General features: G+C 47.2%; 18 protein-coding genes and 1 tRNA gene. 3 read left to right on the top strand and 16 right to left on the bottom strand.

Annotation, left to right across the window (positions count from 1 at the left end):
* Window positions 1-38: 38 nt before the first annotated feature.
* The 3 genes from CKV62_RS08655 to crcB all read right to left on the bottom strand — a co-directional run bounded on the left by CKV62_RS08655 (window position 39) and on the right by crcB (window position 4,370).
* On the bottom strand, window positions 39-2,657 hold the full coding sequence (locus CKV62_RS08655) for an S-layer homology domain-containing protein (protein ID WP_231968322.1): 2,619 nt from the start codon (window positions 2,655-2,657) through the stop codon (window positions 39-41).
* A gap of 291 nt (window positions 2,658-2,948) precedes the next feature.
* Entirely contained in the window at window positions 2,949-3,929 is a 981-nt protein-coding gene (locus CKV62_RS08660; protein ID WP_095066550.1) for a molybdopterin-binding protein, read from the bottom strand.
* Between the two features lie 69 nt (window positions 3,930-3,998).
* On the bottom strand, window positions 3,999-4,370 hold the full coding sequence (gene crcB, locus CKV62_RS08665) for a fluoride efflux transporter CrcB (RefSeq protein WP_095066551.1): 372 nt from the start codon (window positions 4,368-4,370) through the stop codon (window positions 3,999-4,001).
* 138 nt (window positions 4,371-4,508) lie between these two features.
* On the opposite strand from crcB, the gene CKV62_RS08670 reads away from it, so the two are divergent.
* Window positions 4,509-4,865, top strand: coding sequence for a helix-turn-helix domain-containing protein (locus CKV62_RS08670; protein ID WP_095066552.1), 357 nt, complete (start codon window positions 4,509-4,511; stop codon window positions 4,863-4,865).
* 84 nt (window positions 4,866-4,949) lie between these two features.
* Here the strand turns inward: CKV62_RS08670 and CKV62_RS08675 are convergent, their stop codons facing one another.
* Window positions 4,950-5,657 carry a GntR family transcriptional regulator gene (locus tag CKV62_RS08675; protein WP_038117338.1) on the bottom strand — a complete coding sequence of 236 codons (708 nt, stop codon included), beginning with the start codon at window positions 5,655-5,657 and terminating at the stop codon, window positions 4,950-4,952.
* Window positions 5,658-5,862: 205 nt separating this feature from the next.
* On the opposite strand from CKV62_RS08675, the gene CKV62_RS08680 reads away from it, so the two are divergent.
* Complete coding sequence (locus CKV62_RS08680) at window positions 5,863-6,801, top strand: diacylglycerol/lipid kinase family protein (protein ID WP_095066553.1); 939 nt, start codon at window positions 5,863-5,865, stop codon at window positions 6,799-6,801.
* A gap of 20 nt (window positions 6,802-6,821) precedes the next feature.
* Here CKV62_RS08680 and addA read toward each other — a convergent pair whose 3' ends face one another.
* Together addA and CKV62_RS08690 are read right to left on the bottom strand one after the other, a co-directional pair.
* Complete coding sequence (gene addA, locus CKV62_RS08685) at window positions 6,822-10,712, bottom strand: helicase-exonuclease AddAB subunit AddA (RefSeq protein ID WP_095066554.1); 3,891 nt, start codon at window positions 10,710-10,712, stop codon at window positions 6,822-6,824.
* The gene (locus CKV62_RS08690; protein WP_095066555.1) at window positions 10,702-14,181 is read right to left on the bottom strand and encodes a PD-(D/E)XK nuclease family protein; all 3,480 of its coding nucleotides are present in this window, start codon (window positions 14,179-14,181) and stop codon (window positions 10,702-10,704) included. The genes addA and CKV62_RS08690 overlap by 11 nt, the downstream gene beginning before the upstream one ends.
* A 299-nt stretch (window positions 14,182-14,480) precedes the next feature.
* On the opposite strand from CKV62_RS08690, the gene CKV62_RS08695 reads away from it, so the two are divergent.
* On the top strand, window positions 14,481-15,479 hold the full coding sequence (locus tag CKV62_RS08695) for a hypothetical protein (RefSeq protein ID WP_095066556.1): 999 nt from the start codon (window positions 14,481-14,483) through the stop codon (window positions 15,477-15,479).
* 195 nt (window positions 15,480-15,674) lie between these two features.
* On the opposite strand, the gene CKV62_RS08700 is transcribed toward CKV62_RS08695, so the two are convergent.
* The 10 genes from CKV62_RS08700 to CKV62_RS09600 form a co-directional block, all read right to left on the bottom strand.
* Window positions 15,675-16,556, bottom strand: coding sequence for a DMT family transporter (locus tag CKV62_RS08700; protein WP_095066557.1), 882 nt, complete (start codon window positions 16,554-16,556; stop codon window positions 15,675-15,677).
* Window positions 16,557-16,587: 31 nt separating this feature from the next.
* Complete coding sequence (locus tag CKV62_RS08705; RefSeq protein ID WP_095066558.1) at window positions 16,588-17,151, bottom strand: SGNH/GDSL hydrolase family protein; 564 nt, start codon at window positions 17,149-17,151, stop codon at window positions 16,588-16,590.
* Window positions 17,152-17,309: 158 nt separating this feature from the next.
* The gene (locus CKV62_RS08710; protein WP_095066559.1) at window positions 17,310-18,539 is read right to left on the bottom strand and encodes an MFS transporter; all 1,230 of its coding nucleotides are present in this window, start codon (window positions 18,537-18,539) and stop codon (window positions 17,310-17,312) included.
* Between the two features lie 464 nt (window positions 18,540-19,003).
* Window positions 19,004-19,092: transfer RNA gene (locus CKV62_RS08715), tRNA-Ser, on the bottom strand.
* Between the two features lie 109 nt (window positions 19,093-19,201).
* Entirely contained in the window at window positions 19,202-20,155 is a 954-nt protein-coding gene (locus CKV62_RS08720; RefSeq protein ID WP_095066560.1) for a magnesium transporter CorA family protein, read from the bottom strand.
* 262 nt (window positions 20,156-20,417) lie between these two features.
* On the bottom strand, window positions 20,418-22,553 hold the full coding sequence (locus CKV62_RS08725) for a heavy metal translocating P-type ATPase (RefSeq protein WP_095066561.1): 2,136 nt from the start codon (window positions 22,551-22,553) through the stop codon (window positions 20,418-20,420).
* Between the two features lie 175 nt (window positions 22,554-22,728).
* Window positions 22,729-23,052 carry a YolD-like family protein gene (locus CKV62_RS08730; protein WP_197696274.1) on the bottom strand — a complete coding sequence of 108 codons (324 nt, stop codon included), beginning with the start codon at window positions 23,050-23,052 and terminating at the stop codon, window positions 22,729-22,731.
* Between the two features lie 23 nt (window positions 23,053-23,075).
* Window positions 23,076-24,359 carry a Y-family DNA polymerase gene (locus tag CKV62_RS08735; RefSeq protein ID WP_095066562.1) on the bottom strand — a complete coding sequence of 428 codons (1,284 nt, stop codon included), beginning with the start codon at window positions 24,357-24,359 and terminating at the stop codon, window positions 23,076-23,078.
* 263 nt (window positions 24,360-24,622) lie between these two features.
* Window positions 24,623-25,006 (bottom strand): hypothetical protein, encoded by a 384-nt coding sequence (locus CKV62_RS08740; protein ID WP_095066563.1) that lies wholly within the window; start codon window positions 25,004-25,006, stop codon window positions 24,623-24,625.
* Between the two features lie 119 nt (window positions 25,007-25,125).
* Window positions 25,126-25,233, bottom strand: coding sequence for a hypothetical protein (locus CKV62_RS09600; protein ID WP_231968323.1), 108 nt, complete (start codon window positions 25,231-25,233; stop codon window positions 25,126-25,128).
* Between the last annotated feature and the right edge of the window lie 12 nt (window positions 25,234-25,245).

Below are 25,245 nucleotides of genomic sequence, written 5' to 3' on the forward strand. Positions count from 1 at the left end.
CGTCCTTTTAAATTAAAAGATTATTTCATGACAAGTGATTACTTCGTATTTCGCTCAATATGACTGCCATAAACGTCTCTGTAATCATTATTTTGCTTATTATCCTTATTATTGACACGAAGTCGTTCTACCTTATGACGATCATTGTCTTTACCGGAAATTCGATCCACACGAGTACGATCCAAATCACGAAGACGAGCCAATTCAGGATTAAATTCATTAATAGCACGTCCCATTCTGCCATCAATAGGTGCACCCAATTGTAAAGCACGATAAATAATAGCAGCATATTCGTAACGAGTCAACGCACGATCACCTTTAAATTCGCCATCAGGATAACCTTCAACAAGACCTCTGTCTGCCAAAGCTTTTACATATTCATAAGCCCAATGATTAGCCGGTACATCAGGGAAATTCACATCTTTCATGTCATACTGAGGTGCCATACCCATGGAACCCTTCATTTGCTGAATTTCAGCATTTTGAGCTTTTACAATAGCTTTTAAGTCCTGAACCTCTTTAGCCAATGCTACTCGAGATGTGGATACGCCGTTTTTCTGACCTAATTTCACTGTAACACCGGCATTAACCATGTTTTCACCGTTGCCCATGGATCCGGCTACACTGAACATAGTATCTTCATTTGGTCTGTAGAAAGCACCTAATGCCATAGCATTTTCACCGGCATAATTACCGTAACCGGCTGCAAAGTTCCATTTGTCATCAGGATCAAAATCCAACGGATGAATTGCCGCTAATGCAGCTGCACCGGCACCAACTTTACCAATTTTGCTATTTAATCGATTCACACCATTACTAATACCGTTAGTTGCTTGATACAATTGGCTACCGTTAACGGCATCCTTAGATGTTGCAGAAACTTCACCATCAGCTACATTAGTAATTTTTTTAGAATTAGCATTCAAGCCATTTTCAGAAACATATGTATTGCCGCCTACGGTAACACCCCCGTTATTGATAACGGTACCTCCGGTCGTCACACTGTCCACCGACAGATTTTTGGAAACATCCACGACATATTCCGTGCCGCCTGTAGCATTGCGATTCGAATTCGTTACCGTAATGTTGGAACTGCCCGCCTTTACAGAAGCTTCTTTATCATAAGCAGATTTTATAGCATCATGCACGGTGGAGGCCCCTGTTTCGCCGATATTGGACATAGTAATCGTCCCATCGCTGCCGACTGTGGCGTTACCGCCTAAAATATTCTTTACGGAGCCCGCTATGTTTCCCACTGTATCAGCCACTGCATATAATTGACTGCCGTTTACAGCATCTGTACTGTCCGAAGACACCTTTCCGGCCGCCACATTAATCAACTGGCGTTCTTTACCTGCCGCACCTGCGCTGACAACACCATTCGTAGTCGATCCTTGTCCGGCAAATCCGGAATAGGTGATGCCGTTTACTGTAGCCGATGTTTCCGTCGTCGCCGCCCGGTCAGTGGAAGCATTGCCCAGCACTACACTGTTTCCCTGGGTAGTCGTCACATTGCTGCCCAATACATATGTATTAGCCTGCGCTATGGTATTTCTTACACCGAAAGCGCCCGAATCCTTACCGGAAACAGTATTACCAGTACCGATTCCGATCGCCCCCTGTGCGGAAATTTTGCTGACTGTACCTACAGCCACGGCATTTACCGCACCTGCATCGGCGTTATTGCCGATAGCGACGGCACTCTCCTGCGCTTTTGTACTGTAACCGACCGCTACGGAACGGGCCCCGGTTGCCTGTGCGCTGTTACCGTATGCTACGGAATAATTACCGGCCGCATTCGCATTAAAGCCCGCAGCGGTACTGGAAATACCGCCCGCTCTTGCACTGTTGCCGACTGCAGTACTCCCTTCAGCGGATGCATTGGCGGATGAACCGAAAGCATTTGAATTACGGCCCGAAGAAACCGAGCCATGCCCTATGGCGCTGGCATTCTCACCCGTCGCCCTCGCACTTTTACCTATCGCGTTTGTATTAGCCCCTGTCGCCTGCGCACCTCGGCCTAAAGCCATCGAAGACTCTCCCGATGCGACGGATAACTGCCCCAGGGCGGTTGAATAGGAACTGGACACCTGATTATTGAATCCTACCGCCAAACCGTGATCGGCAGTAACGGTATTACCCGTACCGAAAGCACTGGAATAGTCCGCCGGTTTTACGGGCAGTTTATCCTCCACATCATACTTTCCGTGTTTAGGATGCTGCTTAAATTCACCTACTATATTGTTGCTGCCGTATCCGCTTACCTGCGCGCCGTACACGGCGTTATTGTCGCCGAACGCCATGGCCTGTCCATCGCCGTTCTTCGTAACGGCAGGATTATCACCCGTTTCATCAACAGATGTCAACGTCCCGTATACATCATTACCTTCCCCGAATGCATCGGAATCCTTGCCGTTCACATAGTTCTGATTGCCGAAAGCACCGGAACTGCCGTATTGACTCGTGACAATATTCTGCTGCCCTGCGGCCACATTGCCGGGACCGTCCACCTTTGTCACCGACACCTTATTGTCATATGTTGCATCCGTAGATGCATTAAGAAATGCACCGGACATCTCCTTTTCCGCACCAAATACAGTTCCCGTTCCTAATGCCAGTACAATTGCCAATGATAACGCCATCTGTTTTCTTTTCATATATTCTAATTCCTCCTTACATTACATCTAAAATTATAAATATTTCATACAACTATTATCATTTATAGTATACATAGGATAAAAAATCCTCATAAAATATAATTAATCGCAAGCAATGTAATATCATTACCTGCGATCATTGTACTTTAAAATTTAGATGAAGTAAAGAGTTTTTTAAATATTAGATGAAAATATCGATTTTTATCAATAAGCAAAAAGTCATCTGAATACTATTTTGAATATATAAATTAATATCTCCTATACATATTAACTATATCTTTATAGACCGAACTATCCCAGGAACCCGCCGTGTCCCATACGGATACAGTCCTCCTTGGTAATTTCATCGTCCGCAACGAGACGCGGCACAATTTCATCAAATGCCGTAGGCTTACTGAACAGTACGCCGCCCGGTACGCCGAGAATCGGAATGCCGTCCGCACAGTACGCGATGCATACCATGGACCCCGGCAACACGGGCAGACCATAGGTAACAACGCGGTCCGCATAGCGTTTAATCGCCCCCGGTGTAAGATCATCAGGGTCGACACTCATACCGCCGGTACAGAAAATAATATCTGCACCCGCCGCTTTCACCTTATCGATGGCCGCCACGATATCATCGGTATTATCCGGCACAATCTCATGTGCAATTTTGCGGGCCCCGTATTCGGCACATCGTTTCTCAATGATCGGGGTGAAAGCATCCTTAATACGCCCCTCAAACACTTCGGATCCGGTCGTAACGATGCCCATTGTCTTACGCTCAAACGGTTTTACATGTAAAATCGGTTCGTCCTTTGCGATATCTCGCGCCGCCTCAACCTGTTTTTCGTCCAGAAGCAACGGAATACAACGCATTCCCGCCAGTTTCTCTCCTGCTTTCACCGGGGTATTATTAAATTTTGTAACAATCGTCAGCTCTCCGACGCTGTTAATGGCATGCAAACGTTCCACGTCCACCTTGAAGAGTCCGTCCGTATCCGCAATCGCCTCGATTTTCCCCTGTGACATAGGCCCTGCATGCATATAATTGCCGCCGGCCATATCATAAAGAGCACGAGCCACATCCTCTTCATGCAAGAAACCCTCATCCTCCGGCTCCATCACAAATACATGTTCCTTGCCGAGATCCAGAAGTTTAGGAATATCCTCCTCCGTAATCACGTGCCCACGGCGGAACGGCGTGTCTTTCACCTCACCGATGACAATTCTCACAAGATCGTGTAATAATGCATGCCCTACGGCATCCTGCGTTCTAATGGACTTCATATGTTCTCCTCAATTCAAGTTATTCTCAATTTAAAATAAGCAATACAAATTATAGCATATACATACAACTTAAAATATGCGAGCCGCTACGAGACCTGCCCAGCACAGGATAAGGCCGCCTATGACCTGCAATCCACCATACCAAAGCGCCCGTACATAGGATTCCGCCATCATGAGCTGCAACATTTCAAAGGCAAATGTAGAAAATGTGGTGAAAGCTCCGAGGCCGCCCACAACGAGGAAAAATCGCAGCCATTGCGGAATGTCGGGCTTCTGCATATATAGCCCCAAAATAAGCCCTATAATCAAACAGCCGACGAGATTCACCACAATGGTACCGTACGGAAACGACTCGACCTTCGTCATCACCCATTCACCTACAGCCAGGCGAAATAGCGCCCCTAAGGCTCCGCCGAGAGCCACCGCTATATATTTTTCCATAATGCCTCCATCCATTTGCTTTCACAATTCGTGTAATTATCGGTAATACCCGATAATTATCAAGTTTTCCGTATTAGTAAAAGCCTGATAGTCTCAGTATACTATATTTAGAGAGCATGGAAAAGAAAAGGAGTCGTCATGAAAGCCAGCCCCGTTAAACTGACCGACCTGAAAATCAACAATTACGAAGACCCGTTTTTACAGCATCAATATGTGTGTTTGGGTCATAAAATCGCCATCATCCGCCTATCCATGAACATGTCTCAGAAAGAACTGGCTCATCTTGTAGGAATCAGTCGCAGTTACCTGAGCAAGCTCGAACGCGGCATCGGCATATCCGGTGTCTCCGTGGAAATCCTCTTCAAAATCGCCCAGTCCCTGCAGATCAATATCGGAAAGCTGATGCATCTGCGCATAAAGGACTACAAAACGTGCAATGCGCACCTGACGGCGCATTATAAGAGGATGGAGTTTCTTAATCGGCATAAAGAGTAGGGCCTCAAATATGCATTGCCATTCTACAACGGAAGAGAAAAATCTTATAAAAAGCCCCGCAGTTCATCAACCGCGGGGCTCTTTTTATACTTCATTGATTTTTTTGTCTTGTACTTCCGCATTCGCTTTTTTGAAGATGAATGCATTTGTTATATGTTTACGCATGGCTTCTTCCGCGGCCAGTTCATCATGGCGTTCGATGGCATCTACGATCTGATCGTGTTCGTCATCACAGTCATGGGTTCTCACGGCATTAAAAGAACTCAGATACATATCGCGGTTGACCCGCTCCCGAAAGCTTTCCAAATATTCCACAACGCGCTCGTTGCCGGAGCATTGAGCGATCATGGAGTGGAAGCGGCTGTTCACGTCAACGCGTTCGGTCGCATCTTCAATGGCATGCATTTCTTTGCATAAAGCCTTCAATTCTCTAACCTGAGCCATTGTCGCGTTGCGTGCACAAAGGCGTGCCCCAAGGCCTTCCATAACCTCCCGGCATTGGTAGAGCGCTATGATTTCCTCCGGCGTATCGGATTTTACCGTAACACCTTTCCACGGAACGATAACGACGAGATTATCCTTTGCCAATTTACGGAACGCCTCGCGTACCGGCGTCGCGCTGACCCGCAGCTGCGCCGCAATTTTCACTTCATTCAGCTTTTCCTCAGGCATCAGTTCTCCTGTTAAAATAGCCGTTTTCAGTGTTAAATATACCTGCTCGCTCAGCGGCAATCGCTCGATGGCGTCCACGGACGATAATTTATATTTCCCTTTTGATTCACTCTTGCCCATAGTCATCCCCTCACGCGTCCCTCAGCTTTCACACTTTCAAAGAACGCATAAAATGAGTATAATAAAGTATAAGACAAATTACTCTATAAAATAATTTGTATATATAATCGTTGTATACACTATAATTATAAAACTCGCTTATAAGCCTGTCAATTTAGCAATAGCCAAGAGATTTATCATTTTTTGAAAGTAAGGAAGTTACACCATGAGCCGTTGTCTGGTTATCATCAACCCCGTATCCGGGGGCGGTGCGGCACGCCGTTACGCCCTCGATTTACAATGGAAATTGAGTACCTTATTCGATACGATCGAAGTCAAATTCACCACCGGTGAAGGCGATGCCACCAGATTCGCAAAGAACGCCTGCGATCGCGGCTTCGACGCCGTATTCTGCATGGGTGGGGACGGAACGGTAAACGAAACCGTAAACGGCATAGCCCAAGGGGGCTTCACCTGTACATTCGGATTCATCCCCGTAGGAACGGTCAACGACATGTCCCGCGCATTGGGCATGCCGCAAAATCCGATGCTGGCTATACGCCGTCTCGACATCAACCAGACGCGCAGCATCGATATCGGTCGTTGTAATGATAAATATTTTTGCAATAACATCGCCGCCGGTGTCATTCCGAAGGTTATCGAGGAGGTAACGCCGAAGGAAAAGCGCATTTTAGGCCCTCTCGCCTACTTCTTGCGAGCCGGTCAGGCGCTCTTCACTACGAAAGACTACACATACCGCATCCAGACGGAAGATGACGACTTTATCTGTAAGTCGCCGCTCGTCCTGGCGTTGCTCACAAATGTAGTATCCAGCTTTGAACGGTTCATGCCGGAAGCATCCGTCGACGACGGCTATATGCGCATTATCATATTCAAGGAATACTTCATCCTGGATATTCTAAGCGTATTACCGCTCATCCTGAGCGGTGCCATCTATAATTCACGGTATACGACGACGTTAACCGTAAAAAAGGCACACATCGAGCTCTTATCGCAAGTCGATAACTTACCGACAAATATGGACGGTGATCAAGGTCCATATATGCCGGTAGATATCGAGGTATTACCGCAGGTGCTCAAGGTATTCGCACCGATCAAGCACAAAAAGAAAAAACCGTTATTGGCGAATATTCCCCGCATTTAACATGACGTGAGGATTTTCGCTTATACTATAATTGCATCATGCAATCTGAAGCTGTAAATATAACATGCTTTCACCGGCATATCGGTGAGCCGACAGAGGGCCTCTTTATAGAGGTCCATTTGTATTTTATAGCGCCTGATGAGTTCATCGCCGGATTGAACGCGGTCGGTCTTGTAATCCACGAGAACCCACGCCCCGTCCTCTTCAAAGGCGGTGTCGATAATCCCTTGAAGGAACAGATTCTCTCCCGCTTCAAGGGTCTCGTAAACACGCTGCCCGTCAAAGAGCATGCTGAACGGCAACTCCCGTTCCACGCGCTTTGATGCAATTAAACGCTTACCGAGATCCGATGTGAAGAATCGATACAGTCCGGAATCATTCAGTAAATTCCGTTCTTCCGCCGTGAAAGTCCCCTTCAATACCAATTCATCCAATCGCTTCGACAAGGATACCTGCGTATAGGTATCAATCGGCAGCCACTGCATGGCCTCGTGCATGAGGGTCCCCCATTGAGCGCCCGTGAGCACGTCCTCTTCGGACTGTAACACCCGCGGTTTTCTGCCGAACACGGAATTTGCTAATGCATCGTCATCTACTACAACAGAAGGCTGTAAGGCCATAATGGTATCGGTCTTAGATACCGCCTCAACACTAGAATCTATATCACCACTGTCAGCGACCTCACTATTAGGCTCTGACTGAACGTTACATGGCGCTCCAATCCTCTCAGGCGTTCTTTCGACAGGTTCTGACCGCGGCAGAGAATCGATATCGCCCGCTTCTTCCTCCCGTTCCTGAAAGCGTCGCTTCAACTCGCTGACGGATATTTTAGCGGTTCTGCGACAGGCATCTTCGTAGGGATAGGTATAGTTGAACCGATCGACGATAACTTGCGGCAATGCGACCTCATTGACCGCCGCCAATTCGCGCACCTTGCCGATTGTCGTTTCGTCTACATCGGCTTTGTAATCCAAATCGCCATACGCCGCACCGTCATGTATTTCAACCTTGATGCGACATTGTTTATCCTTTAAATCAAAGCATGTGGAGCCTTCGTATTCAATACCTGCCCGCAACGGATTCCCTCCGTCCAGATGTCGCGCTGTCCCCATGAGAACCCAATCCAAGTAGGAGTTCGCCTGTGTAATGAGGTCCTTCGGCAATGTCTGCGTATCTACCGAGGCACCTGCTTTCACCAGTTTTCCCGCAGCGGTCAGGCCCTTTTCACTCGACAAACCTTTAATAAAACCCGTCATGAAGAGTTTATCCCGAGCCCGCGTCAACGCAACATAGAGAATACGCTGTTCCTCGGCCTTGAGGGCCGCTTCTTTGACGTCTTTCACATAAAACCACGGCATGGTCGGATATGTGACGCGTATATCCGGATAATAGCCCTTAAGCCCGATGCCGGCGTTCTTATCGATGAGCAGCGGCGACGTCAAATCGCGTTTATTGAACCGCTTTTGCATGCCCGACAAGAACACCACAGGAAATTCGAGGCCCTTACTCTTATGAATCGTCATGAGTCGCACCACATCGTCCGCTTCGGTAACCACGTTCGCCACCGCCATATCCTGATTACTGTCACGCAAGCTTTCAACAAAGCGCAAAAATCTGAACAGTCCTCGGAATCCGGACGATTCAAAGCCCTTCGCCCTCTCGTACAACGCCAGCACATTGGCGCGACGCACCAGGCCGTTCGGCATGGCGCCCACATAATTTACATAATCCTGAGATTCGTAAATATCCCACAACAGATCGGCCACCCCGTGACGGCGGGACAATGTACGCCACCGCTCCATATGAGCGATAAACGACAGCAGCCGTTCATCCTGCGTCCGCTCCGCATAAGCCGGCATGAGGGTCCACAAAGTCCCCTCTCCGGAAAGGCGAAGCGCACCCAGTTCATTGGCATCGAGGCCGACTAGCCCCGAATGAAGAACGGCCGCCATCGGCAAGTCCTGCTCCGGATTGTCGATAATGGATAGCAGTGCTAAAAGCAGCTGAATCTCCTGGGCCTCAAAGTATCCGTCCCGCTCGTTCACGACCGCAGGGATCCCAGCCTGTCGCATAGCCTCCACGGCACGAGTGCCCCAACCGGCAAGAGAACGGCGCAACACGACAAAGTCCCGCCACTCGATCTGCCGAAATGTGCCGTCCGGATTCTGAACGCACTTTTTGGAAGCGTGAATCTCCTTGATTTTTTGAATTATAAAATCAAGTTCCCGTTCGTTATTCTCCGGCTCATCCCTGTCCTCTTCCATGTCTTTCACATAAGCGCCGAGCGTATCGGAGCCCACATCGAGCAGTTGCAGTTCCACGTCGCCGCCGACCCAGTTATCCGGTGCATCCTCCACGATACGCCCCGGAATGAGGGATTCCCGCTCCGTGTAATTCAGTTCGGCCGCTTCGGCGGTCATAATCTGATAGAACAGAAAATTCGTCACCGCCAGAATATTTTCATGAGACCGGAAATTCTTCGCCAAATCGATACGGCGCTCCACCGCATCAGATCCGCCGTACGTATTATACTTATCCATAAACAGAGAGCTGTCCGCCATGCGGAAACTGTAAATGGCCTGCTTAACGTCGCCCACATAAAATCGATTATCCTCTTTGGAAATCAAGTTGATAATCGTCTCCTGCACCCCGTTCGTATCCTGGTATTCGTCGACCATGATTTCTTTGAAAGTATCCTGCAGTTCCTTCGCCACATCGGACGGTTGAGGGTCATCTTCCGTTCCTGGCTCCACGAGGAGCGCCAGACACAGATGCTCAAGGTCGTTAAAGTCCATGACGCCCTGTTCCTTCTTCGCCTCCACATAAACTTCGTGAAAGGCGATTGTGAGTTCTACAAGGCCCTCAATGACGGGATACTGAGATCTGAACTGCTCCTGCAATGTCGTTTCCGACACGGTGAATATACCGGATTGCATGCTTTTCAAATCATCTTTATTCTGATTGGCCAGCACTTTAAATTCTTCGACCAACGCAGGGTCCATGGATGCGCCCTCTTTCGAGCCTAATCGCAACTGATCCTTTAAAAACGCATCCAGATGCGCACAGGCGGAGCCCATCGCATCCCACGTATGAGCCGAAACGAGAGTCATAAGGCCGGCCAGCTGATTATCATAATTTTTCTGCCACTTTTGAGGGCCTGCAGGTTCTAAGAGAATCTGCTCCATCCGCTGCAACCGCTCCTTGATGCGTTCAACGGTCTCCATCTGCTTGTCCCACATGAATTGGCCCCACAAGGTGTCCACAGGCGATACATCCATCGCTTCCCTGTACGGCACCAAAGCGCGGCGCAGCCATCCGTCGGGATTACTGAGGGACATGGCGTAATTATATAGCGCCATCACCTTCTCCGACAAACCCGCATCGGATTTATCATCGCTGAAGAAATCCGCCAGTTCATAAATATTATAAGTAGCGTCCTCGTAGGCCGCTTTCAGCAGATCCTCCAGCACCTCCTGCTGCAGGAGCGCCATTTCCGCCTCGTTCCCGATACGCGCCGTCGGATTGATATCGAGTTTGTAAAAGTACGAACGGATCACCCACTGACAGAAGGAGTGAAGCGTTGAAATATGAGCGGACGGCAACAGATTGAGCTGCCGTTCCAATCGCGCCTGCAGCTTCGGATCATCTGTGGATTCCATGGCCTTTGCCAATGCCAGCCCGATACGGGAGCTCATCTCCTGCGCCGCCGCCTTCGTGAAGGTTACGACCATCAGTTCCTGTACGGATAACGGATTATCCATATCCTTGAGACGCGTAATGATGCGTTCCACGAGGACCGCCGTCTTACCGGATCCCGCTGCGGCCGCCACCAGCAAGGTCTGAGCCGACAGAGCCGAATCCTTCGGTGCGATAATCGCCGATTCCTGTTCAGGCGTCCACTTAACAGCCATGGTCTTCACCTCCTTCATTCAATGCTTCTTTCATAGAGTTCAGCGCATCCTCTTCCGCCAGTCTGGATAAATAATTGTATTGATTGCGACTCGAATCAAAGCGGCACACGTTCTGATATTCGCAATAGGTACACGGCCGCACGCCGTTCAGCTGATACGGCTTGATAGGAAACAATCCGTCCCCTATCTGCTGTCCCGCCCGGGCCATCACGTGACGAGTATACCGGCACATAACGTCAAAGTCGCCGGAGCTCTTCACCTTAGGCTTGTCGCCTTTATGAATCTGCTGATCCTTACCGATGCGAAGCGGCACGTAAGGCCCTTTACCGGAGCCATAATTAAGCACCTGATTGTCAATGTGCGTCAACAGTTCCACATCATCCGCAAAATAACCGCTGTTCTGCAAGGTGCTGTTCTTCTTAGCCAGCTCCGACGCGTCATCATAGGATATAGGCGCATCCGACGATGTCTGCGGATTCTTAACATACGTATATACGACCGCAGCCGGAGACATCGCATCGCCATGCATTCCGCCGTATGCGGATTCCAATGCCAGTAAATATGTCATCAGCTGCAGCTTGAGTCCGTAATACACATCCTGAGCGCTCACCTTGGCACCGCCCGACTTGTAGTCGATGACCATACCGTACGTTTGACCGTCCGTGGTATATTCATCGATTCTGTCGATCTGTCCCGCAAGACGGAGATAGCGATCAGCGCCGAGAGACACATTAATCGAATCCCAGCCGCCTCCGCGGCCGAAATTCTGCTCCAGATACTTCGTATTGAAATCGCTGCGCTTCGACCATTCCACGAGACGTCCTACAGTCGATTCCAATGTGCGCTGCACACGGCTTTCGATAGCCTCCTGATACGCGGAGCTTTCATCATCACTGAACTGATTGTCTCTCACGATTTCATCGACAACAGCACTGCACATCTCGCGCTGCGTCGACTCATCCAAATCGCGCCACTGCTGATTATGTTCCAGCAGATAATTGCCGAGGCGCTCCAGATTGGCGTGCAGGAAGGTACCGATTTCAGGCGCTCCGAAGGAACGCACCTTGCGCGGTTCCAGTCGCAATCCGTACTGTGCATAGAAGCGGAACGGACATTGCTGGTATTTTTCAAGACGCGTCACGGAGCCGGACATGTAGCCCTTTGATAAGAACAGACCGTTTACCAGGTCCTGCGTGATGACCGGCACGTCGTTATTATCGCGAATACCGCGCGACACCTCGGCCAGACGAGTTCGATAGGCCGCACTTCGACGGGCCCAGTTATAAAGGCCCCACCACACGGGACTCACAGGTTCGCCGCTAAGAAGCGCCCCCCATCGTTCCGACAGGAGGGACAGACTCTGATTCGGATGCCATAAGTAGCGTTCTTCCGTGTCGGGCATGATGGTAAGCGGCACATCGACAGCCTCATCCACATAGCCGAGCGATTCCAGACGCTTAATCACAAGGGCCGGTTCAAGCCCCGTACCGTCCTCGCCGGATCCGGCATAGGACAATGTCAACGAATCTCCGCCTCTTGTCATCGCCAGGTAGAGCAGGAAATTTTCGTTGAACGCCTTCGGCAGTGCCCCTTCCGCAAGAGTAATGCCGGCCTCGGCCAGTTCCTGACGCTCCCGGTCCTTGATGAGTCCTTCATCGCCCATGCTTTGCGGGAATACTCCCTGATTGAGGCCCATCACGAAAACCTTCGGCCACCACTGACTATATCCGCGCTCGATGGTGGTGATTACCACATGATCTAGAGACGGCGGAATCATGGAGTAATTGACGTCACTCAAGCCTTCTTCAAGGAGCAGCATCATCTCATCTAACGTGAGAATTTCATCCTTCATCACCGACGATACTTCGTCAATGAACGAAATGACCGCATTATACATCTGCTCATGACTCGCCTTAGACTCCTGATCTCCGCTCGCCTCGGCATCCTGAGTCCATTCATAGAGGCGGTGCGGCACCTGCAGCACCTCTAAAATGCGATACAGCTCGGCGCCCCATTCGCCACCCGTATGGCCCTCCGCATTCGATGCGAAATCAAACCACGGCGACAAAATGTCCATGATAATCTGACGGGACACATTGACACGCGCTCTGCGAGGCGCATCAAAATGGGTTTCCTCATCGTCCCGCCCCCTTTGAAAGCCCTGTAAATACGACCAGCTTTCAGATTCCCATTTATAATGATCGATACCGAATTCGAGAACGTAATTTTCCAATTCATCGACGGCCTCGCGCGTAAGAGGCATTAAATCCGTTTTCAATAAACGGAACATGCTGTCACGACTGTAGCTATGACGGACGATACCAAATAAATCCGTCAACAGTTCTCCTAACGGATGATTTTTCATCGGTCGCTGACGGTCGATAAAATGTGGAACACCGTAACGGGTAAAAACCTTTTCCAATGTGTCCCCATAAGTTTCCGATTCGCGCAGCATGACGCACACATCGCGATACCGCGCACCTTCAGAGGATTCCACATAATCCAATATACGCCGCGCCACCGCATCGGCTTCGCGCTCCCGATTATATCCTCTGATGAGGGAAATCCGCTCATCCGTAGAGTTCGCCCTTGCGGGACTCGTAAAGAAATCGGACTCTAACGCCTGTACCACCCGGGGGCCCCGCTTGCCGTCAAAGCCTACCCATTCGATTCGGCTACCATATCGGGCGACCAACGTGTCATAGATTTCAAGAGGACGGCTGAACAGATGCTCTCCGCGGCGTGCAACATTGAGCGCTTCGGGAGCCATCGGCAAATCGACGGTGATAACCGCTTCCTTCGCCAGATCAAACAGAGTATAAATCAGTTCATAATGAGTCGGCGTAAACCAATGGAAACCGTCGATAAAGACATGGCAATTCTCCATCAGCGGGGAGTGCGGCAACGCCTCCACGATTTCCATGATCGGGTCTATATCGCGCTCGCCGTGACGGCTGATCTCTTCTTCGTATGCCGCCATGCATAGAGCGAGTTCACGCAACTTCTTCTGCAACACACCGTTCTTTACGGATTCAGCGCCGCGTTCCAGATCATCCGGCCCGATGCGAAACGCACGAAACTCGGAAAATAATTGTTGCAGCACCGACGAGAACTCAGGACGTTTCGTCGCCTGTTCCAGGAGCCCTAATTCCTGCTGTTTGCGCTTCATCACAAGGCGCAGCAACATGGCGCGACCGAACGCTGTCAGTCCCGATTGATGATCCCCTTTGGAACCGATAGACTGGTACACTTGGTATCCGAGGCGTCCAAAGCCTACAACCCGCACCGTCGTAAAACCTTTTTGAGGCATAAACTCCGCCAGTTCCCGTTCCACCCGATAAGTTGCCGGTTCGGGCACGAGCAGAATAATCGGGTCCCCCGGGCATTCTTTCATCACTTGTGCAATTCGCGCGCAGACGGCCTGCGTCTTGCCGGATCCGGCGCGTCCGTAATATATACTGATACTCATGAGACCTCCCTGGTGAAAGCTTTCACCATCTCAATAGTAAATCGTCAAATCGTAAGAGGAGATACAAATATCTCCACTATCTTTATATTATACTATTATATACTATCGGGCCGGTTTATCGTATATTGCGCGGTATTTATATCCGTTATCATACAATCTTCATATCCGTCAAGTCTTTCTCAGTTTATAGTTGGTAATTTATTTTATATTTTATTTACAATTTGTATTTTTTTCGATATAATATACTTTAAAGTATTTATTTTGTGATATTTGTAAATTAAAACTAGGAGTGACTTTACATGAACAAGAAACATTTAGCTGCAGCATTCGCAGTATTTGCAGCAACATCTATATCTTTTTCCGCATTTGCCGCATCGGTAGATGCAAACGCACGCGCTTATGAACGCGCTGCTCAACAGCAAGCTCAATCCGGCTATTCCGATACGGAAGCCCGTAGACCTATGGTACAAACAGGTTACACTGCAACTCCTCCACAAGTTGCTAAGAAAAATGTGGCTGCCGATCCATATGCAGCAGGCGACATGACACAACAAAGACCTGTGTCAAAAGATTTAGGCGACCCTATCTTCGTTGCACCTCAGACAACAGCTATCGGTCTACAAATCATGGATCCGATCCCTACTACACAACAACCTGTATACCAGGAAACAGTAGCATCCTTGAACTATAACAATAACGGCAACTCTTATGTGAACCGTTACAAAGCAAACCAGTTGAACGCATTCGACGTTCTATTGAACGGTAAGTCCTATACATATAACTTGCCGGCTTACACAAACGGCTATCAGGTAAAAACAGCAAGCTCTTATAATCACACAGGCAACGGCGTCGCTAACGTGTTCTCCACAAACGTGATTACGGAGGCTGTTGTCAACAATCAATCCTTGCGCATCACTGTTAACATGACTCAACCTACAGCAGTTGCGGCAGGTAAATTGATGTCCATGCAAAAATCCGGTAATCTTTCCGCTGCTGAAATAGCAACATTATTCGCTTATAATGAAAGCTATGATGGCGTAAAACAAGCGGCTTATTACGATGTATTCAACAATGCGGGCCGCTTCATCGTTGTGAAGTCCGGTGCTGTTACAGTTCCAAACGGCGCTCAACATCCGTATGCAACGGCTATGTTCGCATTGACTGACGATACAGTAGCGGCTGTTACCGTATCCGGCAATACATCCGATGCTTATGAACTAGTAAAAGGCACTGCATACGCGATCGCACAATCCGCAAAGATTGCAAACAATAACGCCGCACCCAAGGCAAAACGCTAATCAGGTGTTCGCACAAAAATAAAAACGAATACATAACAAAGAAGGGCTGTACCCAAATGTAAAATTAATTACATTTTGAGTGCAGTCCTTCTTTTTTCGATTCATGGAATTAAATTTGCAACACGTTTTGTCCTATAACCCTAAATGTTTGTTTAGAATTATTGATAACAAGAAACTTTATTATATACTTCTCCATTATTTATACAATCTGGTTAAATAGGTGACGCTCAAAGTTACAATTATAGTGCCTATAATTTCATTTATGGTAATATTATGATTCAATACGATTACATCTAATACCAATGTTGAAATCGGGCCTAATGCACTAATTATTGCAGTTTGTGTTGCACTAATAACTTTTACTCCATAAGATAAAAGATAGGAAGGAATTATAGAACACATTAAAGCCAGTAGTACTAAATAAACCATTACACTATCTTCAAGCAAAAAGCTAGGTGTAACATCTTTCGAAAAAATCATAAAAATTAAAACTAATGCTATAGTGCTTATACACATATAGGCACTGGTAAAAGCAGTTGCTCCAATCATTTGAACGGCATGCTTACTATAAATAATGAATATAGCCCAAAAGATTGCAGATAACAGAACTAATCCTCCACCAACCAGGGTATCTCTAATATTTCCGATTACAATTGGATTAAACATAAACATTAGTCCAATTACTGTCGAAAAAATTAAACCGATCTGAACGATTGTAATTTTAGAGCTCTCTTTAGATAGTAGAAAAACATATATTGGAAAAGTGAATAAAATAGCCCGTTCCAAAGATGCAGATATGAATAACAGCCCGATAAAATCTGCTATCGATGATGACAAATAAATAAAAGAACCGATTACACCGTATATCATTACCTGTTTAATGCCTGTATTTTTCCAATCCACTTTCAACAGAGGAACTAAGAAAAAGGGCAATGAAATAATAGCCCTATACATTAATATCATAATAGGAGTAATTTCATGTAGGTAAAGAAGTTTCGCAAAAATGGATTTCGTTGATAAAAAAATGGTTGCTAGAAATATTGCCAATAAGCCTATATTTTTTACTGACGAACTCATTCTATATCCTCTTTCCGGAATTTCTAATATTTTAACACTCCATCTTACCGAACTGCAGAAACACCTTCAAAGCTGTTTGTGACATCAAGCGATACCCCAACTCATTGGGATGTACTTCGCCCGCGAATACAATATGTCCGCTACGGTCCGCTTCATGTAAAGTGCTGTAAAAATCGATAATCTTATGATGGTGCTTTGATGCATAGGTTTTCAGCTTATCGTTAACGGCGACGACTTCCCGGTTGATACCGTCCATATCGCTGTCAATCTGTGTTTCCAGGCCAATAATAATCCGTCCTTTTTCAGCAGCCTGTTCGATAGCTTTCACAAGAATGCGAAATACATAGCCCGCATCACGTCCCTGCAGAATATCGTTGGTACCGCACATGAGGAAGATATAGCGATTTTGGTCGTAAGAAACTGCACTCGCCCAGGCCTCCACACGATTGAGCAGGCCCTGTACGGACAGTCCGTCCACGCCGTAATTGGTAAACTGCGTATGCGTCATCGCCTCTGCGCACAATTCGACCCAGCCGAGCCCGTACGGTACATCATAACCGCGCGTAATACTGTCACCGAAACAGACTATATGCATAACGAACCTCCTTCGCTACAGATAGTTTCTATTATTTCTATCACTTCGATACCAATAGTTTATACTATTTCGACACAAACAATTTCTGTTACTTTGATACAAATACTTTCCATCAAATCGGTTCTGTCAATTGCTCATTGGTATAAACACCTGAGCTTTCACCGATTAAGACGCACAAAGAATAACGCGCATGCGCCGATAGCAGGAGCGATGGCGATAGACATCAAAGACAGTTGGTAGCTGCCCGTCATAACAAGAACATTTCCCAACAGTAACGGCGCCAGAAGAGCCCCGATTTGGTTAAAGAGATTTACGAAGCCCGCCGTAGTTCCGCGCAAGTGCGGCGCCGCCGACTGTACCACGAGGGCATTCGTCAATGCGCTATGCATAAAAGCCCCAATCCCCAAGATCGGCCCCGTTACAAAGAGCATATCCGGATTATTCGTGCTGGCAAATAAAATCAGCGCAGGTGCAAACAGGAACATCACAAAAGCCGCCAGGTGATTCTTCTTAATCGGCAAAATATCCGATAAAATACCGATAGTCGGCTTTGCAATAAGCGCCGCCGTGCCGAAGGCACTCATAACCTGCCCTGCATAGATAGCCGTTACACCCAGCTGCTTAACCATGTACAAGTTCGCCCACTGAGTTACACCCCAGGTCGTTCCCGTCGCAAAAAAGCCGGCGATCGCAAGGCAGCGAATATTTCGATTCGAGATGATATGCTTCAAATTTTCTTTTAAAGATGTTTGACCCATACCGAGTTTAGCCGCTGCTGCAGACGCTTCTGATTCGCGCTGAGCCATGATCTCCTCACTCGGTTTACGGACTGTAAAATAACACAGAAGCCATACCGCTAACGGCAATGCGGCTGTCACGAGAAACGCGGTCTGCCAACCGTAATGAGTCGCCACATACGGCGCATATAGATTAACGGTAGTAATACCGAAAGAGGTACAGCTCATAAAGAATCCTACCGCCACACCGCGTTGATTCGGGCCGAAGTGATCACCGATAGCACTCAGACAGGATGCCTGTACAGGCCCGGACATAACACCTAATAGGAACCGCAATCCCCATGCATAAGTATAATCCGTAATGGTGCTCATCAAGGCTGTTACCGCGGCCATACCGATTAAGCTGCATAAAATAGTTCGGCGATAGCCGATCTTATCCGCCAGGATACCGCCGGGCAATACCGTGAGCGCATAACCGAAGTAAAATGCCGCAATATGCTGAGATCCCATCTTTGCCGTAAAATTGAGCGCATCATTGACGATGGGCATAACCGATGCCCAGGATAAACGCATGACAAAACTCAATAAAAACGTGAGCCATACGCTGACTAAAATTAAAATCTGTGACCGTGAAAACCTGATTCCCCCCATGGGACCTCCTCTATACAATAATCAAATTAATACATCGATAGCATACCATAGAGAATAAAGATTTTCTATAAAAACTATTCCCCCTAGCGCCAATTCTCATTTACTTTCACCTATGCTATACTGAAAGCAACTTAATGAATTCTGTTTATGCAAAGTTTCTATATTTCACATATTGTAATGTCTATGAAATCTGATATACTATAGATAGTGAACAGACTTCAACGCTACGGGTGTTGGTCACTAAGGCGCTATCTTTTGATAGTGCCTTTTTTATTTACACGGAGGTTAATATCATGGCCTATGACAAAAGTATAAAGAAGCCACCAGTCTTCCTTTGGACTTCGAAGATAAACTAAATATACTTTACGAAAATATTTCATAAATAAAAATCCCCTCTACACAACCGTGCAAAGGGGAAAATATTTTATCTGGTATCCTTTAGAATCAAAAAATTCAAAAGATTATGGCGGAGAGGGTGGGATTCGAACCCACGGCCCCTTGCGGAGTCACTGGTTTTCAAGACCAGCTCCTTAAACCACTCGGACACCTCTCCATAATTTAGTATTATATCAGATAAACCATTGTTATCGCAACATAAGGACCTCTCGAATTACGGGAGGTCCTTTTTCGCTGTCATTGACAACGATACATTCATAATGAAATTAGAATAAATCTTTTTTCCACATACCGATGATGGCAATGATGGAGCACACCACGGAAATGCCTATCACTTCATAGAATCCGTTCGGATCATCCTGGAACGGCAACGCCACATTCGTCCCCCACAGGCTGAATATAATCGTCGGCACCGCCAAGGTAATCGTAAGGGCCGCCAACATTTTCATCACCATATTGAGGTTATTTGAGATGATGGATGTGAAAGCGTTCATCATGTTCATCAGAATGTTAGAGTACATTTCAACCATCTCGATGGCCTGTTTATTCTCGATAATAACGTCTTCCAGGAGGTCTTCGTCCTCTTCGTACATCTTGAGCAGATGTTTATAAGTCGTATGACCGCGCAAACGCAACAGCCTCTCCATAACGGTACCGTTCGTACGCAAGGCGGACGTAAAGTATGTCATGGATTTCTGTAATTCCAACAACTGGAAAAAGTCCTTATTCTTCGTCGTATGACGCAACTGAACTTCGATATCATCGGTACGGCGGTTGATCTGTTGCAAGTAACGCAGGAACAGCGTCGCCGTGCGGTACAGGATCTGGAACAGGAACCGTGTCTTTTTATACGTATAGAACGTAGACAGTTGATTCGAAATGAACGGATACAACACCTCGGACTCTTCAAGACATACGGTAATGAAGAAGTCAGGCGTCAAAAAGATACCGAGCGGCACCGTATCGTACATATCATTGCCACGAATCGCCGGAATATTGATAACGACGAAAATATAATTATCCTCCAACTCCACGTGAGAACGTTCTTCCATATCGAGAGCGGTCTTTAATACATCCGTCGGAATTTCCGTCAAAATATTGATGAGGGATAACTCATCGGGGTCAGGGTTCACCAAATTTACCCAAGAACCTTTTGTGGCATCTGACACAGTGTAATCGGCAACTAATTCTTCTTCAATATGTTTGTACACCGTAATCATGCTATCCCTCCTTCCAACGAACGTACAATAATAATCATCTCTAAAATTATATACTATTTAAGGATGCTATTCAATTCAAGATGCTTAATTTTCTCCGTGAAAGTAAAAGAGACCGCCCAACGGACAGCCGCTTTTACCATGTTTATATGTCTGGAGAATACCGATACCATGTATCGGCCGTCATCCGGCCCCGATGATGCGCTAATCACAATTACAACATTACCGGGAGCAGATTAACCGCTTTCACAAAGGAAAATCTATCTTAACCCTTACGGTTTAAGATTCGAATGGAGTTTAAAATACAGAGGATGGACACCCCCGTGTCGCCGAATACGGCCCACCACATGGACGCATAGCCCATAAGGCCCATCGCCATAATGATAATCTTGACGGCAATGGCGAATACTACGTTTTGCCATGCCACACTCAATGTCGCCTTGGAAAGATCGATAACATGAGCGATAGCTTTCAAAGAAGGACGCATGAATACGACATCGGCCGCTTCAATAGCCGCGTCGGCACCACTGCCCATCGCACCGCCCACATCGGCACCGGCCAATACAGGGGCATCATTGATGCCGTCCCCGACGAACATGGTCGGACCATATTCGGAACGAACCCCCTGCACGGCGGATAGTTTATCTTGCGGCAACAATTGAGCACGCACGGCGCTCACGCCGGTCTGTTTCGCAATATAATCGGCACTGGCTTGCGCATCACCGGTCAACATGATGGTCTTAATATTCTGACGGTTAAGATCTGTAATCGCCTCCGCAGAGTCAGGTCGAGGTTCATCGGCAATGATAATACGACCGATATACATATTACCTTCCGCAACCAGCACCTCTGTGCCGTATTCCGCAGCATCGGTAGGATAGCCCTGCACTTCATAGCGTTCCATGAGTCGACGGTTGCCGACGAGAACCTGTTGACCGTTGGTCATGCCTACCATGCCTTCTCCGGCCAACTCCTGAACAAAGTCGAAAGCCTCAACCGTAACGCCCCGATTCTTCGCTTCAGCGACGATACTCGTTGCAATCGGATGTGTGGATACGGCTTCAATAGCGGCAGCCATAGATAACAAATGAGCCTCGCTCACATGTGAGCCGACGGTTTCCACCGTATTGACCTTGAATTCACCGGATGTGATCGTGCCGGTTTTATCGAGTGCCACAGCTTTCACATTCGCAAGGGCCTCGATAACACGACCGCCCTTGAGCAGAATACCGTGTTTCGACGCATTGCCGATACCGGAGAAGAATGCCAACGGAACGCTGAGCACCAGTGCGCATGGACAGGAAATTACGAGGAATGTAAGGGCCGTATAAATCCATTTGTTCCAGTCCCCCGTAATAAGAGACGGAATGATGGCGACGGTGATGGCCAACACTACAACAATCGGTGTGTACACGCGGGCAAAGCGCGTGATGAAACGGTCGATTTTCGGCTTCGAGGACGCCGCATTTTCAACGGCATCCAAAATCTTAGTCACCATCGATTCTTCAAGAACCTTATCGACACGCATCGTAATGCGACCGGATTCGTTGATGCAACCGGACATGAGCTGTGTCCCCGCTACCGCGCGTACAGGAACGGGCTCACCTGTTACAGGCGCCGTATTGATACGGGTTTCGCCTTCAAGCACGGTGCCGTCCAACGGAATTAAATCGCCGGGACGTACTTCAACGGTCCATCCCACCTCAACCTTTTCAGGGGCCATCACGACAATTTCACCGCCGCAGCATGTATCGACAACGCGTACCTCCTGAGGGCGCATATCGACGGCATTCATAATCTCCGTACGACTGCGGTCCGTCGCTTTATGTTCAAAGAACTCGCCGATACGGTAGAACAGGATAACGCCTACCGCTTCAGGCAATGCATCGATAGCGATGGCGCCCAATGTCGCGATGGACATGAGGAAGTTTTCGTCAAATACTTCACCTTTCAAAATGTTACGGCCGGCGATGCGCAACACAGGGAACGCAAGAATCACATACGCGATGTAATAAATCGGTTTTTCGATACTTTCAGGCATGCCGATAGCAGGGTAAAACGCAGTCAACGCCTCATAGGCCATGAATAATAAGCCCGCCACGATAACGGCAATCGTAACGGCATCGCTGCCGTGATCATGACTATGCCCGTGATCATCCATAACCGCCTTGGATTTACGTTCGTAATCAGCCACGGTTACGCCCTCTTCAATGGCATCGCAAATGTTCTGAATATCCTGTTTTAAAGCCTCCCGATCGGACCAAGAGCCGGTCAATTTCAATTGATGCGTAGCAATGGCGAAATTTGCCGTTTCGATACCGTCCATCTTGCGGATACGATCCTCAATCTTCGCTGCGCAATTAGCACAATTCAGATCCTGCAACAATAATGTTTCTTCCATGATGTCTCCTTATCGATATGTAAAAGCATATCTATCTTTACTTCGCCACAATATAACGAAAAAATAAACATATGAATGTTTGTTCATATGTTTATTCTAATAAAATATATTGTATCTGTCAAGAAGAATTATCAATAATAATATACACCAGAATTTCTGAAATCAACAGGCCCTATTACTCATATAAATTAAGTTCTTTAATATCCTTAAAAGAAATGATCGCGCCTTCAACAGATACTCTATGAGACGACCGTTCTACAGCCTCGACAATACCTACTGACTCCGTATAACGGTGACCGGTATAGTACAGAACCCGCACAAAATCCCCTTCTGCAAGCGACTGAATCGTGCGATTCAACTCCTCCAATTGATCTTCCGACAACTCTACACGAGCCTCTTTAGGCCGCGATGCGGCGTCCAGCAATGCTTCAAAGCCCTTAAGCGCCGCAAAAGGCATAAACTGCTTAGCCCGTTGTAAACGGGACATACGTTGCTTCATGAATCTATACCTCTCCCCCTGTTCTACTCTCCGTTATGGCCACCTATCAATGTATTCCTGAAGCGCATGGTACCTTCGCTCTGCAGGCTCGATGCACGCAGAATAGCATTTTTACCGAACTGCTCCTTAATAGATAACATCGCCTCCTGCACCTGTCGTTCCTTATTCTCCGTATCGATTGTGAAAGCACTGAACAGGTCCTCCTCCTCCGGTATGGCGGAGCGATTGACCAAATTCTCGAAACTCACCCCTATACGACGGATAAGCTCATCTTTATGACAGTGCTGCGCATATAATTTAACGACCGCCGCCGTCAAAACCTGAAGTGAATCCGTATACTGCTTTAATTTCTTAGAACCCCCAGTGGAACGAACCGCATCATCGGCATAACCGATATGAACGTGAATATGGTCGGTCACACCTTTGATTTGTAACAGCTCTAACACCAAAGACTCCACCATCTCACGCATAGGCACATGAGCTTCTTCATAGGTATAATTCCGCAGTAGGATTTGGCTACGCGACACGGAGTGCTTTGCGGGGCGATATGCATGAATATCGGCAAGCGTACACGGTTCACACCCCCACGCATGGTCGATAATCAACTCCGCATTAACGCCGAACTCTTTATACAACTTTGCCTCCGGAATCAAGGTGACCCCATGCAAATCAAAGGCACCATACCTGTGTAATCGGTTCGCTATACCCCTTCCGATCTGCCATATATCGGTAAGAGGCTGATGATACCAAATCTGTTCTTTAAAAAGACTTTCATCAAGATACCCGATAAAATCAGGTGCATGTTTCGCGAGGATATCGAGGGCAATCTTGGCGAGGAACAGATTCGTACCGATACCGACGGTAGCGTAAATACGAGTCACCTCCAACACCGCATCGAGGAACATCTGCGCCAGCTGACGCGGCGTCTTCTTATATAGCGGTAAATACGACGTTATATCGATAAAGTACTCGTCGATTGAATACACATGCACATCCTCAGGCGCCACATACCGTAATAATGTACCGTAAATCTCGGCGGACACCTCCATATAGCGTTTCATATGCGGTTTGACCGTCAAATACTCAATATAAGGAGGAATCTGAAAGAGCCGACTGCGATTCTTGACACCCATCTGTTTTAAAGCCGGCGAAATCGCTAGCGTAATGGCCCCCTTTCCACGAGAACCATCGGCCACCACAAGAAACGTTGTAAAGGGATCGAGCCCTAAATCGGCGCATTCAACAGATGCATAAAAACACTTCAGATCAATACACATATATATCCGATCCGTATCGGCCGAACCCATACAAACACCTCCCTACCGCTAACGCTATACCTTTTACAAACCTTTATCGTCGCAGTGATTACTATGATTAGTATAACAAAAACAGCCAGTTATTTCAAACATATGTTTGCTATTGCAGGAGCGTTTTTTTAGTATAGAAGTGTTTTTTAATATCAACAGAGCAACAATATAAAAAGAGCCTCTAACACCGGATCTATCATCCGGTGTTAGGGACTCTTATATTTTAGGGTCTATGAAATTTTGAGGCTTTCACCTGGTGCCTATCAGGATAATTCCGATAGCAATCCTAAAGCAAATAAAATTAATATGACACCATAACAGGTATTTGTTTTTGCATTATCAATGCTGACTTTACCATTTTTTAACAACGACCCTGACGAGCTATATGGAACCATCGCGCCCGGAGCTAAAACAGTAATATAAAATTCTACGCTTTTAGTGATGCATGTCTCACCATTCAATATATATTCCACATCATATCCGTAAATGGTCGTAAAGTTCGGCAACTCCTTTATAACCCGCGGAGTTATAGATAAAATTGACACCAGAATACTGTTACGGCGCAATAAATATCTATAAAGAACAAAATATAGACCGCAAAGAAGAACCGCAAGCGCTACACAAAATTGCCACGGATTATCAATCATATCCAACCTCTTTCAGTCTAATTCAATATATCATCAATACCTTTATAACAACTTATACTCAGCTAAAAATTCATGGGCCACATCGGTCGGCTACCGATGTCCTGTTTCAACGGCATAGTTCATTTAGCCATGTCCTGATCTGTGATGGTTCCGGTCAACGATTCCAAAATCGCTCTTAATTCAGGGTGTACCGCTAATACTTCACTGCGCACCACATTGCCGCACATGTACGAAGGGTA

Source organism: Veillonella rodentium, assembly GCF_900187285.1.
GTDB lineage: Bacteria > Bacillota > Negativicutes > Veillonellales > Veillonellaceae > Veillonella > Veillonella rodentium.

What these genes read in the sequence shown, in the direction of transcription:
- CKV62_RS08655 (WP_231968322.1), bottom strand. Translation starts at nt 2,657, where the DNA reads ATGAAAAGAAAACAGATGGCGTTATCATTGGCAATTGTACTGGCATTA.
- CKV62_RS08660 (WP_095066550.1), bottom strand. Translation starts at nt 3,929, where the DNA reads ATGAAGTCCATTAGAACGCAGGATGCCGTAGGGCATGCATTATTACAC.
- crcB (WP_095066551.1), bottom strand. Translation starts at nt 4,370, where the DNA reads ATGGAAAAATATATAGCGGTGGCTCTCGGCGGAGCCTTAGGGGCGCTA.
- CKV62_RS08670 (WP_095066552.1), top strand. Translation starts at nt 4,509, where the DNA reads ATGAAAGCCAGCCCCGTTAAACTGACCGACCTGAAAATCAACAATTAC.
- CKV62_RS08675 (WP_038117338.1), bottom strand. Translation starts at nt 5,657, where the DNA reads ATGGGCAAGAGTGAATCAAAAGGGAAATATAAATTATCGTCCGTGGAC.
- CKV62_RS08680 (WP_095066553.1), top strand. Translation starts at nt 5,863, where the DNA reads ATGAGCCGTTGTCTGGTTATCATCAACCCCGTATCCGGGGGCGGTGCG.
- addA (WP_095066554.1), bottom strand. Translation starts at nt 10,712, where the DNA reads ATGGCTGTTAAGTGGACGCCTGAACAGGAATCGGCGATTATCGCACCG.
- CKV62_RS08690 (WP_095066555.1), bottom strand. Translation starts at nt 14,181, where the DNA reads ATGAGTATCAGTATATATTACGGACGCGCCGGATCCGGCAAGACGCAG.
- CKV62_RS08695 (WP_095066556.1), top strand. Translation starts at nt 14,481, where the DNA reads ATGAACAAGAAACATTTAGCTGCAGCATTCGCAGTATTTGCAGCAACA.
- CKV62_RS08700 (WP_095066557.1), bottom strand. Translation starts at nt 16,556, where the DNA reads ATGAGTTCGTCAGTAAAAAATATAGGCTTATTGGCAATATTTCTAGCA.
- CKV62_RS08705 (WP_095066558.1), bottom strand. Translation starts at nt 17,151, where the DNA reads ATGCATATAGTCTGTTTCGGTGACAGTATTACGCGCGGTTATGATGTA.
- CKV62_RS08710 (WP_095066559.1), bottom strand. Translation starts at nt 18,539, where the DNA reads ATGGGGGGAATCAGGTTTTCACGGTCACAGATTTTAATTTTAGTCAGC.
- CKV62_RS08720 (WP_095066560.1), bottom strand. Translation starts at nt 20,155, where the DNA reads ATGATTACGGTGTACAAACATATTGAAGAAGAATTAGTTGCCGATTAC.
- CKV62_RS08725 (WP_095066561.1), bottom strand. Translation starts at nt 22,553, where the DNA reads ATGGAAGAAACATTATTGTTGCAGGATCTGAATTGTGCTAATTGCGCA.
- CKV62_RS08730 (WP_197696274.1), bottom strand. Translation starts at nt 23,052, where the DNA reads ATGAAGCAACGTATGTCCCGTTTACAACGGGCTAAGCAGTTTATGCCT.
- CKV62_RS08735 (WP_095066562.1), bottom strand. Translation starts at nt 24,359, where the DNA reads ATGGGTTCGGCCGATACGGATCGGATATATATGTGTATTGATCTGAAG.
- CKV62_RS08740 (WP_095066563.1), bottom strand. Translation starts at nt 25,006, where the DNA reads ATGATTGATAATCCGTGGCAATTTTGTGTAGCGCTTGCGGTTCTTCTT.
- CKV62_RS09600 (WP_231968323.1), bottom strand. Translation starts at nt 25,233, where the DNA reads ATGTGCGGCAATGTGGTGCGCAGTGAAGTATTAGCGGTACACCCTGAA.